The 17,487-nt window shown below is 41.8% G+C and carries 15 protein-coding genes; 7 read left to right on the plus strand and 8 right to left on the minus strand.

Annotated features, from left to right (window positions below; genetic code table 11):
- The first annotated feature begins 480 nt into the window (after window positions 1–480).
- A complete protein-coding gene (locus tag A4S05_RS00005; RefSeq protein WP_069067789.1) occupies window positions 481–1,038 on the plus strand; it encodes a hypothetical protein in 558 nt (185 codons plus the stop codon).
- Here A4S05_RS00005 and A4S05_RS00010 read toward each other — a convergent pair.
- Window positions 1,028–1,567, minus strand: a complete 540-nt coding sequence (locus tag A4S05_RS00010; RefSeq protein WP_176726872.1) for a hypothetical protein — start codon at window positions 1,565–1,567, stop codon at window positions 1,028–1,030. The genes A4S05_RS00005 and A4S05_RS00010 overlap by 11 nt on opposite strands.
- A gap of 148 nt (window positions 1,568–1,715) precedes the next feature.
- Window positions 1,716–2,339 carry an exopolysaccharide biosynthesis protein gene (locus A4S05_RS00015; protein ID WP_069067790.1) on the minus strand — a complete coding sequence of 208 codons (624 nt, stop codon included), beginning with the start codon at window positions 2,337–2,339 and terminating at the stop codon, window positions 1,716–1,718.
- Between the two features lie 277 nt (window positions 2,340–2,616).
- On the opposite strand from A4S05_RS00015, the gene A4S05_RS00020 reads away from it, so the two are divergent.
- The 3 genes from A4S05_RS00020 (at window position 2,617) to A4S05_RS00030 (ending at window position 5,837) form a co-directional block, all read left to right on the plus strand.
- Window positions 2,617–3,399: an ABC transporter permease gene (locus A4S05_RS00020; protein WP_069067791.1), complete on the plus strand. Its 783-nt coding sequence runs from the start codon at window positions 2,617–2,619 to the stop codon at window positions 3,397–3,399.
- A 309-nt stretch (window positions 3,400–3,708) separates the two neighbouring features.
- Complete coding sequence (locus tag A4S05_RS00025) at window positions 3,709–5,022, plus strand: cytochrome P450 (RefSeq protein ID WP_069067792.1); 1,314 nt, start codon at window positions 3,709–3,711, stop codon at window positions 5,020–5,022.
- A gap of 8 nt (window positions 5,023–5,030) precedes the next feature.
- On the plus strand, window positions 5,031–5,837 hold the full coding sequence (locus tag A4S05_RS00030) for a hypothetical protein (protein WP_256090759.1): 807 nt from the start codon (window positions 5,031–5,033) through the stop codon (window positions 5,835–5,837).
- Window positions 5,838–5,869: 32 nt separating this feature from the next.
- Here the strand turns inward: A4S05_RS00030 and urtE are convergent, their stop codons facing one another.
- The gene (urtE, locus tag A4S05_RS00035; RefSeq protein ID WP_069067793.1) at window positions 5,870–6,568 is read right to left on the minus strand and encodes an urea ABC transporter ATP-binding subunit UrtE; all 699 of its coding nucleotides are present in this window, start codon (window positions 6,566–6,568) and stop codon (window positions 5,870–5,872) included.
- Between the two features lie 446 nt (window positions 6,569–7,014).
- Between urtE and A4S05_RS00040 the strand changes: the two genes are divergently transcribed.
- From A4S05_RS00040 to A4S05_RS42835, 3 genes are all read left to right on the plus strand, one after another.
- Window positions 7,015–7,209 (plus strand): hypothetical protein, encoded by a 195-nt coding sequence (locus A4S05_RS00040; protein WP_069067794.1) that lies wholly within the window; start codon window positions 7,015–7,017, stop codon window positions 7,207–7,209.
- Window positions 7,210–7,710 carry an anthrone oxygenase family protein gene (locus A4S05_RS00045; RefSeq protein WP_069067795.1) on the plus strand — a complete coding sequence of 167 codons (501 nt, stop codon included), beginning with the start codon at window positions 7,210–7,212 and terminating at the stop codon, window positions 7,708–7,710.
- A 294-nt stretch (window positions 7,711–8,004) separates the two neighbouring features.
- Entirely contained in the window at window positions 8,005–8,619 is a 615-nt protein-coding gene (locus A4S05_RS42835; RefSeq protein WP_256090760.1) for a hypothetical protein, read from the plus strand.
- A 957-nt stretch (window positions 8,620–9,576) separates the two neighbouring features.
- On the opposite strand, the gene A4S05_RS00055 is transcribed toward A4S05_RS42835, so the two are convergent.
- From A4S05_RS00055 to bchB, 5 genes are all read right to left on the minus strand, one after another.
- The gene (locus A4S05_RS00055; RefSeq protein WP_069067796.1) at window positions 9,577–9,996 is read right to left on the minus strand and encodes a response regulator; all 420 of its coding nucleotides are present in this window, start codon (window positions 9,994–9,996) and stop codon (window positions 9,577–9,579) included.
- A gap of 442 nt (window positions 9,997–10,438) precedes the next feature.
- Complete coding sequence (locus A4S05_RS00060; protein WP_069067797.1) at window positions 10,439–10,816, minus strand: response regulator; 378 nt, start codon at window positions 10,814–10,816, stop codon at window positions 10,439–10,441.
- Window positions 10,817–10,931: 115 nt separating this feature from the next.
- A complete protein-coding gene (locus A4S05_RS00065; RefSeq protein WP_069067798.1) occupies window positions 10,932–13,484 on the minus strand; it encodes an ATP-binding protein in 2,553 nt (850 codons plus the stop codon).
- The gene (locus A4S05_RS00070; RefSeq protein ID WP_069067841.1) at window positions 13,481–15,334 is read right to left on the minus strand and encodes a response regulator; all 1,854 of its coding nucleotides are present in this window, start codon (window positions 15,332–15,334) and stop codon (window positions 13,481–13,483) included. Before A4S05_RS00070 ends, A4S05_RS00065 begins: the two co-directional genes overlap by 4 nt.
- A 526-nt stretch (window positions 15,335–15,860) precedes the next feature.
- Window positions 15,861–17,387, minus strand: coding sequence for a ferredoxin:protochlorophyllide reductase (ATP-dependent) subunit B (gene bchB / locus A4S05_RS00075; protein WP_069067799.1), 1,527 nt, complete (start codon window positions 17,385–17,387; stop codon window positions 15,861–15,863).
- Window positions 17,388–17,487 lie beyond the last annotated feature (100 nt).

A 17,487-nucleotide genomic window follows, 5' to 3' on the forward strand; every position in this document is an offset into this window, starting at 1 on the left:
ACCTAATTGATGACACGCCCTAACACTACGGCCTTTGGGCAACTTGCGTTTAGACATAATTATCCTCTAAAAGTTACGTGATATTTCAGGAAGTAATACCTTGTGGTGTATAATTCTTCCTCGATTTATGATTCCCAAAAGAATGCGGAAATATACATTGGAATGATTGAAGAAGAATTCAGAAGTCAGAATGGGCTAAACCTTAGCTATCCGCTAACAGGAGTCAGAATAAAGACGCGACTCGAAAATACTCGCTACCGCCAGTCATACAGAAAACATTGCTGAATTCTGACTCCTGACTCCTGAATTCTGTTCAATAAAAATTCAGCAGACTGAAACCTTTGATATGTATAGTTTTGAAGAAGGATAAAGTAGCGCTTGATGCTGCATCCCAGCGATCGCTTCTTCTATTAAATGCGTAATTTGATACCCAAACTGGGTATTACAAATAAGTACTTTAGATAAAATAGGTTTTTAAAGATGATTTTAAGTTTCAGAAATATCAGTGTTGTGTGTGCTGTATTTTTATCAGTCGGCGTTAGCAGCTTTCACAAGTCAGCCATAGCTACTATCAACAACCAGTCCCAACTGATAGCACAGCAGAGTCAAACCCAGCCACACCCAATTTTTAAATCTATTCTGCCTAAATTAAAGCGAAAGACTCAGATTAAGATTTTATTGCCAAAGTTTATTCCTGAGTCGGATGGGGAAAATCCAATTTACGCAATTATAGAAGCTGCTACGCCAAAGAAGTACGATATTTTACTGGGTTTCAGTCCTGACTGTACGGGTGGAACTGCCTGTCGTTTGGGTGTGCTTTCTGCTGAAGCAGTAACGCGCAAAACACCGCGCCTGACTGGTAAACCTGTATCTTTAGCTAAGGGTATTACTGGCTATTTTGTGGATTTTAGTTGTGGTGCTAATTGTTCAGATGCTACCTTGACTTGGAGACAGCAGGGTGTGCAATATGTTGTTGGATTGAAAGCAGGAGAACGCACTTCTTTAGTAAAAATGGCTAATTCTGCGATTAATCCCTAGCAACGTCAGAGTTTGATTGTACTTCCCAGCGAAACAGCCGTGGCAATTGAGATACATCTATGGCGTAGTTAACAATCCATAGCACTAATTCAAAAATCAATAAATATCGTACCCACTGCAACTCACTTGTAGAATCCAAAAGTGTCAAACCCTCATATAACTGCCAGAAGCGGTAAGGCAGATATATATAAGGAACCATTACCCATACGACATTTTGCAACTGCCTAAGTGTCACTCTTTCAGAGATGATTTGCAACCCTAATACGATAAAATACCAACCAAGCACAGTTAATACACTGCGATCGCCCCACAATACACCCCACAATAGCATGACTACTAAGGGCAGCAATCCTCCTAGCAGTTGCACTGAGCCAAACCAGATTTTATACCAACCGGGAAATGGTAAAGGTAGAGTGTAGGGCTTGGTGTTTTTCCATCCCCAGTTCACAATCACAATAAAAAGTGTGGCAACTAGGAAAAAGAGGAGATTTTCTAGGAGCAGATAGAGGTTGATGTTTAAGGAAGTCATGAGGGTATTATCAAGTTCTGGTGTTCGTGTGTCATTCTCCTGAAGTAGTATTTTTGCTATCCTGCCTTGTCTACGACACGTTCTTGCGTTCGACCTCCTGCCTTTTGCCTCCTGCCTTCTGCCTCCTGCCTCCTGCCTTCTGCCTTCTTCAACGACCTAACCAAGTCTTGATGATATCAAGAAGACTAGAACCTCCCCAAACCAGTGCCACTAGTATGGAAGTAGTTAAAACTGCCCCCATCACACACATAACTAGACCACCCAAGCTGATAGCACCATCATCTTCCGATAAGCCAAAGCTAGTTACAAAAATTCCCATTGCTGGCAGGGTATTAGTTCCTGGAATGGGAATCATCATGGAAATTCCCATCAAGGCGATCGCTATTCCAATGGTCACTCTACCTGGTAAAGTAGTACAGATATAGCTTAGACGAGGACGAGCGATCGCTTCAATTCTTTTTAACCAAGGAATTCCTGCCTTCAAAAACCCCTGAACTGTTGTAAGTTGCATAGGATGATTCATCATCCGCTTGGGTAGCCAGGGGATTTTTGCACCGGCAATCAGCTGTATAGCCAATAGAAAAATCAGGATGCCGAAAGGAGTTGAGTATCCCGGCGCTGGAACTGGCAAAGCGGAAGGTAGAGACAAAATAACTAGCAAAAATCCAAAAACTCTTTCTTTTGCTAACAGTAAAATCTCTGCCAATGTTACCTTTGAGGGTCGTTCTTCCTCAAAAAAATAGCGTTGTAATTCGTTAGACAGTTTAGCCATAGATTACCAATATTCCGCAAAATTAAGTAAATAAATATACCAATTAAAAAGCCAGATTCAGTAAAGACAATTGCTCATACCCCAAAGTAGCGAAGTGATTTCATCAGTTCTGGTAAATCCAGATGCATAGAACTTCTTACCTCTCAACAGTAGATCCACAACATCTTAACGTTTAGCAATTTTCCTGAATAAAAAGTAATATTAAATTTACATAAAGTTATGATGTAATCCTGGGAAACGTAGTGACAGATAGCAGGTTTTGAGTTAAGGGTGCAAGATGCAAAGATATTTGAAAGTACTAAGACTATTTTGGGGTGCTGCGATCGCAGCTGAGTTGGAATATCGGATTAATTTTTTCATAGCTACCCTCAGCAGCCTGGGAAATCTTGCCGGTAGCCTCTTTGGACTATTCTTGTTTTACCGCACTGGCTATACTTTTAGTGGCTGGTCATGGGAAGCAGCTTTAGTAGTTCTAGGAATTTTTACCTTACTGCAAGGATTTTCTGCTACTTTTCTGGCATCGAACTTAAATCGTATTGTCCGCCATGTCCAGGAAGGCACTTTGGACTTTATATTATTAAAACCTATCCGCAGTCAGTTTTGGCTTTCCACTCATACCCTTTCACCTTGGGGAATGCCGGATCTAGTTTTTGGTGGTATTATTATTGGCTACGCAGGTCAACGCCTGGGTGTAGGAATAGACAGCTATTTACTGGGTGTGCTGCCGTTATTGTTCAGCTTGGTGATTTTGTATAGCCTGTGGTTTATGCTGGGAGCGACAAGTATTTGGTTCGTCAAAATATACAACGTTACTGAAGTGTTGCGTGGTTTATTGGATGCTGGAAGATATCCCATTGCCGCATATCCCACGGCTTACCGCTTTTTCTTCACCTTTGTAATTCCAGTAGCTTTTTTAACAACCGTACCAGCGCAAGTGTTGTTAGGTCGGAGTGAAATTAGCTGGTTGATAGGTGCAGCAATATTAGCGGTAGCGCTGTTTTTTGTTTCTACTTGGTTTTGGCGGTTTGCGTTGCGGTTTTATACTAGCGCTTCGAGTTAACGAGATAATTGACATCCTCACCGACTTAAAGGCGCTCTTAAGAAGGAGTAATGAGTAATAAGTAATGAGTAATAAGTAATAAGTAATAAGTAATGAGTAATAAGTAATGAGTAATGAGTAAATACCCATTTTTCATCCACTCATTACTCCTTACTCATTACTTTAAAGCATTGCTTGAAGCACGGGGCTTTATAGACCCAATTATTTGGTAATCAGACAGAATTAATTACACAAGTTTTTTCCTGTAACCCTGTAACCTGTAACCTGTTCCCTATCTCCACCAATGAATTTAATTGTGTCCGACTACTTATGAAAAGTAATCAAATTCCTCCTGGAAGCTTTGGTATACCTGTATTAGGTGAAACACTTTCCTTTGTTTTCGACCGCGATTTTGCTAAAAAGCGCTATCACCAGTATGGGCCTATCTTCAAAACCCATCTTCTTGGCAGACCAACTGTGGTAATGGCAGGGACGGAGGCATTAGAGTTCGTTTTGTCCAGCCATATCGAGAATTTTTCTTGGCGGGAAGGATGGCCTGATAATTTCAAGACATTACTGGGTGAATCACTTTTTTTGCAAGATGGAGAGGAACACCGCAAAAATCGCCGTTTAATGATGCCGGCATTGCATGGGCCCGCATTGGCGAATTATGTCTCCACAATGGAAGATATTACGCGCGGCTATCTCCAAAAGTGGGAGAAAAAACAGGAATTTACTTGGTTTCAAGAGTTTAAACAGCTGACATTTGATATTGCTAGTCAATTGTTGTTGGGTACGAGTCCTGGGCCTGAATGTGTGCGCCTTAGTCAGTTGTTTACAACCTTGACAAATGGGCTGTTTGCTATTAACCCGTTGTCTTTACCATTTACTACATTTGGTAAAGCTATAGCCGCTCGTAATGAAATTTTAGAACATCTAACTCAAGTTGTCAGAGAACGTCAGCAAAACCCAACTCAAGATACCATCAGCTTGTTAATAAAAGCTAGAGATGAAGATGGTAATAGCTTAAGTGAAAAAGAAATTATTGCCCAAGCGGTGCTGTTACTTTTTGCTGGACATGAAACAACTACTTCAATGCTGACTTGGTTGTGTGTAGAGTTAGCCCGTCATCCAGAAGTACTCGAAAAAGCAAGAGTTGAACAATTGCAACTTGCAAGTAAAGGTGATTTAGATTTAGAACAATTGGGCAAAATGCCCTATTTAGAGCAGGTTTTGTGGGAAGTCGAAAGATTGCATCAACCTGTCGGAGGTGGTTTTCGTGGTGTAATTAAAGACTTTGAGTTTAAAGGCTATCACGTACCGGCTGGTTGGCAGTTGTTGTATTCAATTATGATCACTCACAGCCTAAAAGAAATTTACCTTGAACCAGAGCGTTTTGATCCAGATCGTTTCAGTCCCCAGCGCCAAGAACATAAAAAATATCCTTTTAGTTTAGTTGGTTTCGGTGGTGGGCCACGCATCTGTATTGGTATAGCCTTTGCCAAAATGGAAATGAAGATTATTGCTGCCCACCTTCTACGCGATTATCATTGGGAGATATTACCCAATCAAAGTTTAGAAACAGTGTTAGTTCCTAGCAATCGCCCTAAAGATGGGTTACGGGTTCGATTTCAACCTCGGTGAAATGTTTTATGGCATCCCAAATAGACATACACTTGCCTAACAGAGTTTTAGAACGTTTGCAAACTGCGAAAGATTTTGTGGGTGGAAGCGTTAACTCTTTAAGTAACTCAGCACAACAAGCTGGAGAGTCTTTGAAGGCAACAGCAACTACAACGACCGATAAAGCAATTAATACATTTACCACAAGCTTAGAGCAAACTTGGCAAACTGCTGATAAATTTAAAAGTACAACATCGGGAGCAGTTAAAGATGTAATGGCATCTTCTGTAAGTGATTGGCTGACACAACACCCGATATTTTTTCGGTTAGTTCAAATACTAGGTTGGGCGACTAATCACCCAATTATTAGTATAGTGATTTTGGTGTTTGCGATCGCTCTTATTTGGAGCATCATCAAAGCAATTGTCCGGTTGATTGAAACAGCTAGTTGGTCAATACTCCAAGTTCCGTTAAAATTGCTTCAGGCTTTGATTAAAGTTAGCTTTCTATCCTTAACTAAATTTGGCAGTTTTGCTGTTCAACAAATTACAGCGACTAAAACAACCGATAATCTGCCAGCTTTGTTACCTGAAAGTTTTCAACCACATAAACAACAACGATTAGCAGAAATTTCTAGTCGATTAGAAGCAATTCAAAAGGAACAGCATGAGCTTTTACAAGAAGCAGCAGACTTGATTGCTTCTGACACAATTGATAGAGACAATACAAAATTTATAATTCCGAATTCAGAACAAGAAAGTGGAGAAATTAAACCCGTTTATACTCCTATAGAGAAGCAAGCTACATCCGCCAGTCACATTCCAATTCAATTCTGAATTCTGACTCCTGACTCCTGAATTCTATTTTATTAAACAGCTAAAAAGCGTTGAATCACATCTTGGCTGAGTTCGGCTGTGGAACCGGAGGCGACAATACCACCTTTTTGCATGGCGTAATAGTAATCAGCCTGACGGACAAAGTGCAAATGTTGCTCTACCAATAATACAGAAATACCTGTGGTTTCGACGATGCGACGGACTGCGGCTTCAATTTCTAGGATGATGGAGGGTTGAATCCCTTCCGTGGGTTCATCTAAGACGAGTAATTGAGGTTCTCCCATTAAAGCACGTGCGATCGCTAATTGTTGCTGTTGTCCACCACTCAAATCGCCACCCATCCGCGAAAGCATGGTTTTTAACACCGGGAATAAGCTAAAAACTTCCTCTGGAATTTCTGCTTTTTTTACTGGCTTGCGTCTAGCTTCCAACCCCAGCAGCAGATTTTCTTTGACTGTCAACCGGGGGATAATTTCTCGTCCTTGGGGGACATAACCAATTCCCAACTTTGCCCTTTGGTCTGGGGATTTTGAGTTGATTAATTCTTCAGCTAAGTTAATAGTACCGCTGCGGGGTTTGAGTAAACCCATAATTGTTTTGAGTAATGTAGATTTCCCTACGCCATTGCGTCCAATTAGGCAAACCATTTGCCCAGATGGTACGGTTAAATCTACATTGCGGAGAATGTGGCTTTCGCCGTAGTAAACGTTGAGGTTAGAGATTTTTAGCACTATAAATTACCTAGATATTAAAATTTCACGCAGATACGCAGAGCAATATTAGCCTCCTGACCGCAACAAACAAGTAAAACCTTCTTGTTCAAAAAGATAACTAATTATACTGATGATCTCTGCATCACTTGTAATATATTGCTTAAATTTATAACATACAAAACTTTTCTAAGTATATTGAAATATACCAGAACTTATCCGTCTATTTATTCAATTTGTTATAAAGCTTTAGGATTCAATTTTGTTGTTTCTTGACTTCACGCGCATCTGAACGCAGAGCTATAAAATCTTGTACGGCGATCGCTCTTTGAGCATCTTTCTCTGACATCTCTTGCCGTGATAATACCTCTGGGGGTGTGATCAGCTAATCAGCATTTAAAATGCAACCTCAATCCGGTTGGTGAAAACCTGCTTGAGCAAGTTCTGTCATAGATCCAAGAATCTCCGTGGCTAAAGCTACGGATAGTGTCAAGGTTAGTGCTGTTGAAGTAACAGAGTTGACCCATGATGAGCAAAGCGATCGCAACATTCAAGTGTATAATAATGAGCAAGAAAAATATTTTTCAGGCAAGAAATCTAAATCTTCAAAAGTATTAACAAGTAATTTTAACGATTTGTGGATTAGTAAGGTTACGAATTAGATGACAACTGCTGACCACTTACTTTTTGCATTGAAACTTTTTACTGCCTTGGGCTGCGGACTTGTGGCGGGAGTCTTCTTTGCCTTCTCGACTTTTGTAATGAATGCTCTTGCTCGACTTCAGCCAAGAGAAGGCATGTCCGCCATGCAGTCGATTAATATCACAGCGATCAATCCGTTATTTATGATGGCGCTCTTTGGAACCGCTTTGGCTTGCCTCTTTCTGGCGATCGCTTCGCTGTCAAAGTGGCATCAACCCGATGCTGTTTACTTACTAGTTGGTAGCCTACTCTATCTCGTTGGCACTGTTGTAGTGACGATCGCCTTCAATGTGCCGCTGAATGATGCCCTGGCGATCGCCAAACCAGATAGCAGTGAGGGCGCAGACTTGTGGGCTAGATATCTGACCAACTGGACGCTCTGGAACCATGTTCGGACGATAGCAGCGTTTGGGGCAGCAGCATTGCTGACGATCGCACTCTGTAAACAAACAGTGCAATAAGGAATCCGCTTTGATTTCTGAACGAATTTGCGTAGACAGGCAATAGGCAACAGGCAACAGTCAAGAAGGCTTCTTAGTTGTACTGAGTTTTGTTCAAAAATCAAATATGAGTCCTATAGGAATGTTAAGTATCAGAGTAAAAATAGGATAATTCTACTCATGAAAATGTAGGTATTTTTTTGAGTCAATATTAGTGTTAAATCCGCATACGATAATTGGTCATAATTACACAATAAGCTAACGAATGATAGAGTTAAACTGCAATGGAAAGTATTAAAAGGATTTAACAGAACTATGCCAATTAAAAAACACATTAATCTGAATCAAGGAAGTTTCCTCAATCCCGCAGATAAAAATATAATTGTCACTTTAGCTAGTGAAGATATTTTAACTTTAATCACGCAAGAATTAAAAACTCGTTATTCCCCAGAAACTCAAAAAATCCTACTTGAGGAGAGTTCCCAGTTGTTGCCTGATTTCGTGCTTCAAGAATTATTAAAGCGCCAAGAGGAGGTAATAAACGTTAACCCAGATACCTTAATAGTGGTTAACTGTCAGCTAGCAGAGGTAGAGGTCGATGACTTGGGATTTGATTTAAATGTCGAAGCGTATTTTGTAATTACAGATACAACAGGTCAAAATCATTTTCGAGCTAATAAGATAGTTCTTTGGTCGAATATATGGGGTGATGAAGAACGTCTTTTTGAATTAGAAGATGAACTAGGTGAGCAATTCTGGACACATTATCAAATCCAGTTGCTTTTTGATGAAAAAGAGCAGCCAACAATTGGACTGGAAGTATCACAAACAGATGATTATGCAGCGAGATTAGAATTTTATCCATCACTGAAAATGTTTTCACCATCCATAGTTCCCTTTTCCCCTTTAAGCGAAAACTATTGTGAGTAAGGATGCATAGCTGTAATGAAAAACTCCACGCCACTTGCGGGATGGCACTAATACCAATTTAATGTGAAGTTGCACATATCTTGATCCCCCTAAATCCCCCTTAAAAAGGGGGACTTTGAATTCCCCCCTTTTTAAGGGGGGCTAGGGGGGATCGAATTCTATGCAGCTTCATAAAGAATTGGTATAAGTTAATCACAAAGCCCTGATATAACTGGCTTTTTGGGTGTGGGGAGATAGAAAAAAGCAGCAAACCTGCCACACCTCCCACACCCTGCCCTGACGATGTTTCAGCTTTACAAGCGTGCAATTCGGGCATGGGGAAAATATGGGGAAAAAGCTACCAATGCCCTAACTAAGCAACCTTAACCTACCAAATCTTGGGATGGAGTTTCACGCCGCTTTGAATGAACATCGTCATTAGTCCTTTGTCCTCTCTCTGTAAACACAAATGACTAATGACGATGGATAACCTAATGAGTTAATTTGTGAGTTAAATTGGTAATATAAAAACAGCGATTTTGAGATTTCAAAATGAGTAAATTGCCTGTTTAACTAATGATGGGCTTTTTCTCGTCAAATTTAAACTACTCCTGTTCCTTTCTGAACTTAGGTTAGGCATCTCTTGCCAGCAGTGGCGGCAGAACCAGTAGGTTTCTTGTAAGCGAATGTGACGGAGCATTTGGTTTGAACAGCAAGGGCAGTTTGTCATAAAATTGTTGTTTTATTAAAAAAGTTAAACAGAAATAAGTAGTTTGCTCTTGGCTTTACTACCAACAGTTTTAATTTATAAATAGAAAATAAAGAACTAATGAAGAAATGAAAGTAGTTAACAACTTTTAAAAAATCTCAGTAGTCTTGTAGTGGCGTGTTAACAGAGTGTAACGATTAGTGGTAGGCGTTAGTGGCTGGTTTAAAACCGACGCTTATACGCCTGATAACTGATGACTGGTGACTGGTTCACTCCATTAGTGAAGTAAAATCCCAACCCAGCAGTTGAGCAACTTGAGCCGGGAGGGTAACTGGATTAAAGGGTTTGAGGATTACACCTGCAACTTGATACTGTTGCAAAATTTGCGAATCGAGCCATCGCGCTTTAGCACTGAGCAGCACTACTGGAATAGCTTGAGTTTCTGGATTATTTCTTAGCTTACTCATAAACTCAAAACTAGCCATGTCACGGATTGAGATATCTAATACAATCGCATCAGGACTATGGCGTACTGCATTCTGCAATCCTTCTGATGGAGAATCTGCTGTCACCACATCCCAACCAGCTAAATCTTGGAGGCAAAATTTTACTATCTCACGTACATTCAGTTCATCGTCAATGAGCAATATCGTTTTGCCAGTTATATTTACCTCCAATAGCATATTCATACACTTTTTCAGTGAGATAAATTATTTTTATCTGCAAACAAAAAATATATATTACAAAAATAAAAAACTAATAAAGATATAAAAATTGTTACAAATCTTAAAAAATAGAATTCAGGAGTCAAGAGCCAGAATGGGCTAAACCTTAGCTATCCGCTAACAGAATTGAATTCTGTGCGATCGCTGCATGAATAAATGGGTTTAAGTCCCTACTCCCTACTCCCTCCTTAGAGGTTGTTTGAAAAGTGTTTCGCTGTGATTTTAGGCACTTTAGATCCCCCCTAACCCCCCTTAAAAAAGGTGGAACCGGAGTCAAAGTCCCCCTTTTTAAGGGGGATTTAGGGGGATCTAAAACTTTTGATACCGACAAGAGGACTTTTCAAACATCCTCTTAAGCCTTCGTTTCTGAATTCTGACTTCTGAATTCTGAATTCTTCTTCAAGAATTAATTGTCCCACCCCAGAATCTCAGTAACTTCGTTGCAAATAGAGGTGGGTTCAAAGGGTTTGGTAATAATCCCGGCAATTCCCATCTGGGCGAAACGGGCGCGATCGCTCCCTTGGACTTTCGCTGTTAACAAAATCACTGGAATCCCTTGGGTGGTAGAATTTGCCTGAAGTTTTTCGTATACTGCAAAGCCGTCAATGTCAGGCATAGAGACATCAAGTAGAATGGCATCAATGGGTTCTGTCTGGGCGATTTTTAGTCCTTCTGCCCCTGATGCAGCAGTCAGGGTGTCCCATCCTCCCAAATCTTCTAAACAAGCTTGTACTAATTCGCGGATTCGTTCTTCATCATCTACAATTAACAATCTTTTTGTCATTGGTCATTTGTCATTTGTCATTTGTCATTGGTCATTGGTCATTTGTCATTTGTCATTTGTCATTGGTCATTAATTATTCTCCGCTACTCCCTACTCCCTACTCCCCACTCCCTACCTAATTTCCTGCCAATGGCAGAGTGAAGAAAAACGTGCTGCCGACACTAAGAGTACTCTCAGCCCAGATTTGCCCACCGTGCTGATCAATAATACTACGACAGATTGCCAATCCCAAGCCTGTGCCGCCTTTGGTGCGAGAATCAGATGCATCTACTTGCTGAAATCTTCCAAAGATTGCTTCTAACTTATCTGCTGGGATACCTCGTCCTTGATCCGCGATCTGGAAGAGTACGCGGTCTGTTTGCTGTTGGACACTCAGGGTAATAGTAGAATCGGCAGGCGAGAATTTAATCGCATTACCTAACAAATTGGTGAGTGTTTGCACAATGGCATCAGCCGCCGCCCAAACTTGAGCATTGCTGGGGTGGATCTTAAAGATAATATTTTGTTGATTAGCGATCGCCTGCACTCCTGCTACTGCTTGTTGAATTAAATCGGCTGCATTGCAGGTGGCTTTTTCTAAGACAGCTCGATCCGATTCTAAGCGTTCCAAATCGAGAATATCGTTGACTAGACGCACTAAGCGATCGCTGTCGATGGCTGCAATCTCAATCATCCGCTTGAATTTGTCTGGTTTTTTGTCGTAGATACCTGTTTGTAGTAAGCCGAGTGCGGCGCGAATAGCAGTTAAGGGAGTGCGGAGTTCGTGACTAACGATGCCAATAAACTCACTCTTCATCAGGTTAATCTGCTCTAGTTCAGTAATATCTTCGGCAATACCAGCAATCCGAACTACCTCGCCTAATTCATTTTTGATTGGAAATGCGCGATCGCGAATCCAACGGATTGAACGATCAGGGCGGATAATCCGATATTTTTTATCGTATTGCCCTGGTTTAAGCTGTTCAATGACTTCAGTTTCGACGCGCTGGCGATCTTCTGGGTGAATTGCATCTAACCAATTTGAATAGTTGTGATACAAGTCCTCACAATTTCTTTGCCAGATGGTTTGGTATGCGTTGCTCACATATAGAACTTGTTGACTTTGATTATCGGTCATCCAAAATACTGCTTGGATGTTTTCTGCCAGCTGACGAAACTTTTCTTCGCTCTCGCGTAAAGCTTCTTCGATGCCTTTACGCTTGGTGATATCTTGGTGAACCGCAACCAGAACGTCGCCGTAGTCGGGATGCCTAAATACAGAAGTCGTCACACTACACCAAAATGGTGTACCATCTTTTTTAAGATTCTGGACTTCGTAGTTGGCTTCAGTATTTTGTAAGACGGCAGACAAAGTGGCTTGATTTACATCTTCAGTATTTACCGATTTGGTGACACTACTCACAATCGAAACGTGCTGACCGTTGAGTTCATTAGAGTCATAGCCAAACATCTGCTCAAATTTAGGATTGGCATAGATAATGACTGCATTATCAATTCTCACTAAGCAAATGCCTTCCCCCATATTTCGGGTGATTACAGCCTGAAGCTCCAGCTTTTGCGCCTGTTCTAAAAGTGTGAGTTGGGTTTGTTGCTGCTCTATCACTGTTTTTCGCAGGCGATCATTCGTCTCTGTCAGTTGTGCAGTGCGTTCTTGCACCCGTTGCTCAAGTTCGGCATTTAGTTGTTGTAGGTCAATTTCTGCTTGTTTGCGCTCCGTTAGTTCTATCTGTAACTGTTTAAACAAATCTGCTTGCTGGATAGCAATGCTTACCTGCGCTCCTAACTGCCGCAACAGAGTAATTTCTGAAGATTGCCACTCACGAGGAGCCGCACATTGATGAGCTGCCATTAATCCCCACAATTCATCTCCCAAAGAAATGGGAACGACGAGATTTGCCCTCACCTGGAGACTTTCCAAAAATTGAACGTGACAGGGACTAATTCCGGCAGTATAAATATCAGTTTTCGCAGTGACTAAGCCTTGTTTAAAGGGTTCAACGTTCTCTTCACCAATGCAAGGGTCGTAAATCTGGAGTGGTAAAAGAGCCATCCATTCCGGTGCAACAGACTCAACAACAATTGTTCCACCCCAACCTGGATAAAATTGAAAGATAGTGACGCGATCGCACTCCAGAAAATGCCGCACTTCATCGACAGTAGTTTGCAAGATATCTTGTAAATTCAGCGATCGCCGGATACGCTGAGTCATCTCCATCACTAAGCGCTGTTGCTCAAATTGCTGTTGCAACGTTTCTTGTGCTTGTTTGCGATCGTCAAGAGTTATCCGCAATTGCTCGGCATTTTCCTGAGACAATTGTTGGTTGAGTTGTTGAATCTTCCGTCTGCTGTATTGAAGATTGCCTGTCACCAAGTTAATTATCAAGGCAACCAATAAGAAAATTCCTAACCGCAATACATCTTCTGATTGATTAATCCCCAGTTGATATCGAGGGGAAATCAAGTAATAATCAATTGCCAGTGTGGAAAGAACAACTGTAACAATTCCTGGTCGAAAGCCACCATACCAAGTACTGGCGATGATCGCTATGTAGAAAAATCCACCAATGGTTCGAGAAATCAGCGGTTCTAGCCAGACTGATAAGAAGGTGGCGATCGCAGCTGAGGCAATAGCCACACCGTACTTCAATAATCGTGATTTTCCGATCATGCTTGACTTCTGCCTAGCTGAGAGCGCCAGCGCGTTCTTTGAATGCGGCTCAGTACCCGTGTCACAAGTTCTGGCCCTAGCACTGGCTTGCTGATAAAATCATCGGCTCCGGCAGCAAAAGCTTGCTGAAGAAATTCTGCATCAGTATGGGCTGTCACTACTAAAATCGGTAAATCTCCCCACTGGGCATCTTGGCGCACAACTTTGCACAACTCTAAACCATTAACTATCGGCATTTCTAAATCTAGCACCACCAAATCTGGAGATGTTGCAATCAGCACCTTCCAAAATTGTTGTGATAGAGAGAGAGTTGTTACTTCCAGCCCCCAAGGAGTTAGTAACGCCGATAGTCCAGCCAGGATTACAGGATCATCATCTACGATTAAAACTTTGGCTTCGGAAGTTTTAGGTTGAGGTAAGACACGAGCGATCGCCTGAAAAATCTGCTCGGTTGTCGCCGGTTTATGCAAAAATTGTCTAGCTCCTAAACGCGATACTGCCAGTCGATCTACTAGGGTATCTCTTCCTGTAAAAACAATCACTGGGATATTTGGCGATCGCTGTACTATCTCGCTCAACAATACTAATCCATCTTCTTCGGTTCCAGGAAAACTCAAATCCAGTAAAACTACGTCAGGAGTTTTTAAGGAAAAAAGCGATCGGGCTGTTGCTAAATTTGGTGCAACCTTCATTCTGATTCCCCATGAGTCGGCTTCTGCCTGCAACTGTTCCGTCAGCATCGCATCATCATCGATGACTAACAGACGATAAGTTTGGTTCATCGGGACGCTTTGAGCGGTGGAAGTAACAACAGGCTTGCTTAACTCTTGCTGTAATGCTGTTACCAGTTGCGAGAAATCAGAGATTTTATCTGGAGATAGCGAGGAATATTGAAGCAGTAAATGCTCTATTTTTCGTGCTAGCCGGGAACCCTCTGGATAACCGAACGACCCCATCGAACCTGCTAGCTTATGGGCTTCATGCAATGCCTGCTGGTGTAAATCTTCATTAAAATTCCCGGCTAAGAGTGCAGTTTTTGCCCGTTCCAACACTCCAACCTGTCCAACAAAGGAATTACGAAATCGCTCCAGCACCCGATTTACAGAAGTCATATCTTTGGAGCCGGTTTTTTTCTTTCCATCGGGATTTGTTGCCATAACAGAGATGGAATGATTAGGTGCAGGCTTGATGCGATAGCCCATACCATATATAGTTTCTAGAAATTCTTCTGCTAGTCCTGCTGTTTTCAGCTTCTTTCGCAAGTCTTTAATATGAGTCGTAACTGCACTTTCAGTTGGTGCATCCCCAAATCCCCAGAGCCGATCTAGAATGACTGCACGACTAAAGATCCGATCTGGGTTTTGCAGAAACAATTCCAGCAGTTTGTATTCAGTGGCGGTAAGGGGAATTTCCTGATCATTACAAGTTACTCTGCCAGCATGTGGATCTAAACAGAGATTTCCCCAGGTTAACGTGGATGATGAGATTGCCTCATTGCGTCGTAATAAAGAGCGAATTCTGGCTAGTAATGCTTCTGAGTTGAATGGCTTAATGACGTAATCATCTGCTCCGGCATCTAACCCAGCAACAATGTCTGCATTAGAATTTTTCCCAGTTAGCAACAGAATAGATTTACGGTAGCCTTGCTTTCGCAGTTGCCGGCATAAGCTAATGCCATCCAGTTTTGGAATTAACCAGTCCAGCAAAATCAACTCATATTCAGTCGATAGTGCTAGTTCTAATCCAGCTTGTCCATTGCTTGCGATATCGATAGTATAACGATTTGCACTCAACAACTCGAAGAGTGCTGTACTCAATAATACGTCATCCTCTACCAACAAAATTTTCATAAGTTGCATCTAAAGAAGATGCTTATGACACCTCCGCGATCGCAGCGCACACTATCTGCGTGGTCAAACTCCTGTGTAATTTTAATATATCGTTACAAACATTACAACAAGTTAATTATTTTTTTTGCAGTCTGATATTTTTTTTTACAAATCTTGATAAAAGGCATTCATATAAGATATGCTCTTTATGATTAAAAATCGCTAACTCGTTAACCTACGCCCCGACAGCTTCCTTCGCGGCGTACAAAACTTCAGCGTTGATTTCTTTGAAACCGCGATCGCAATTAAATTTATTAGTGCTGCACTAGAGTTATATTCTGTTAACTGAAATTATTACTGAATAGCACGTACAAACTTATAATTCACATTTTACAAATAGTTGTGATTGTTCTCAAGCTAGACAAGGCTTTCTTCCACTTGCTATGAACAAGCTCGCTTTCTTCGTCTGCTGAAGTCAGAATAAGTAATAATAAAAGGCATTCCTTAAGATATGCCCTTTATTATTAAAAATCTCTAACCTGTTAACCTACGCCCCGACAGCTTCCTTCGCAGCGTATAACACCTCAGCGTTGATTTCTTTGAAACCGCGATCGCGGGCAAATTTTTCAGTATTTCGCTTCACTTTCCCGCGAACAAATCCCGGAATCTTATTCAATTCTGCTTGACCATCTTTTGTCCAATTCAAATCAGAATCAGCCGAAATTCCTCTAGTAATTACTTCTTTGGTATCATGACCACCGAAGATTTCTAATAGGTGATCTTCCATTCCTAAAGTGAAGGAATTGTAGATCAAATCTGTAATCTGATTTGTGCCTTCGTAACCCATAAATGGTTTGTAACCAATGGGGAAGTTTTGGACGTGGATTGGTGCAGCAATTACGCCACAGGGAATATCCAAACGCTTACCAACGTGGCGTTCCATTTGCGTGCCGAAAATGGCAGAGGGTTCGACACGAGCGATCGCATCCCCAATTTCACCATGATCTTCGGAAATTAGCACTTCATCGCAATACTCGCTCACCTGTTCGCGGAACCAATCGGCATCATATTTACAATAAGTACCAGCCCAAACAACATGAATCCCCATTTCTCGCGCCAGAATCTTGGTAATGGCGGCGGCGTGGGTGTTGTCACCAAAAACCACAGCTTTTTTGCCAGTCAAGTTTTGACAGTCAATCGAACGGGAGAACCAAGCAGCCTGAGAGACATGGAGGGTTTGCTCATTGATGAAGTTTTCGTAGTCAACTTCTGCACCTTGAGCATTAATTACCTGCTGAATCTTGCGAATACAACGGGCAGTTTCCACTACACCCATTGGAGTAATGTCTATATAAGGTGTGCCAAATTGTTCTTCCAGATAACGAGCTGTAGTCAAACCGAGTTCACGGTAAGGCACTAGGTTAAACCAGGCTTGGGACATCTTTTTCAAGTCATTCACCGAAGCACCTTCAGGAATTAAGGTATTTACCTCAATTCCTAAATCAGCCATCAGCCGTTTCAGTTCGGTGCAGTCGTGATTATTGTGGAAACCGAGGGTGGTAGTACCGATAATGTTAACCGAGGGTTTTGCTGTTTTGCCCTCTGGTAATTCGCCCCGCTTCCGGGCTTTTTCAATGTAGTATTGGACAATTTGATCCAAAGTGCGATCGGCGGCTTGCAGTTCGTTGTAGCGGTAGTGGTTCACATCCGCCAGCATGACATCTCCTTTCGCTTCCAACTGCGCCCGTTCCACAAAGTTGTGTAGATCCTCTTGCAAAATGCTGGAGGTGCAGGTGGGAGTTAACACAATCAAATCTGGGTGTTCCTCGGCATCCTTGCGGACGATGTTATCTACCACCTTCTCTTGGGAGCCGCGTGCCAAAACGTTGCGATCGACAACACTGGTTGTCACCGGAGTAAAATCCCTCTCCCGCGATAGCATGGAGCGCATGACGTTAAAGTAGTCATCGCCAATGGGAGCGTGCATGATCGCATGAACATTTTTAAAAGAACTAGCGATTCGCAGAGTGCCGATGTGGGCTGGGCCAGCATACATCCAGTAAGCCAATTTCATGTTTGTGTCTCCCTTTTCAACTCAAATAACTAAGTAAGTGGGCGTAAAAAAATATAAGATAGACTTCACCATCAACCCCTTCGGTGCGTAGTTTACCGCC

Origin of the sequence: Nostoc sp. KVJ20 (assembly GCF_001712795.1) — a bacterium.
GTDB lineage: Bacteria > Cyanobacteriota > Cyanobacteriia > Cyanobacteriales > Nostocaceae > Nostoc.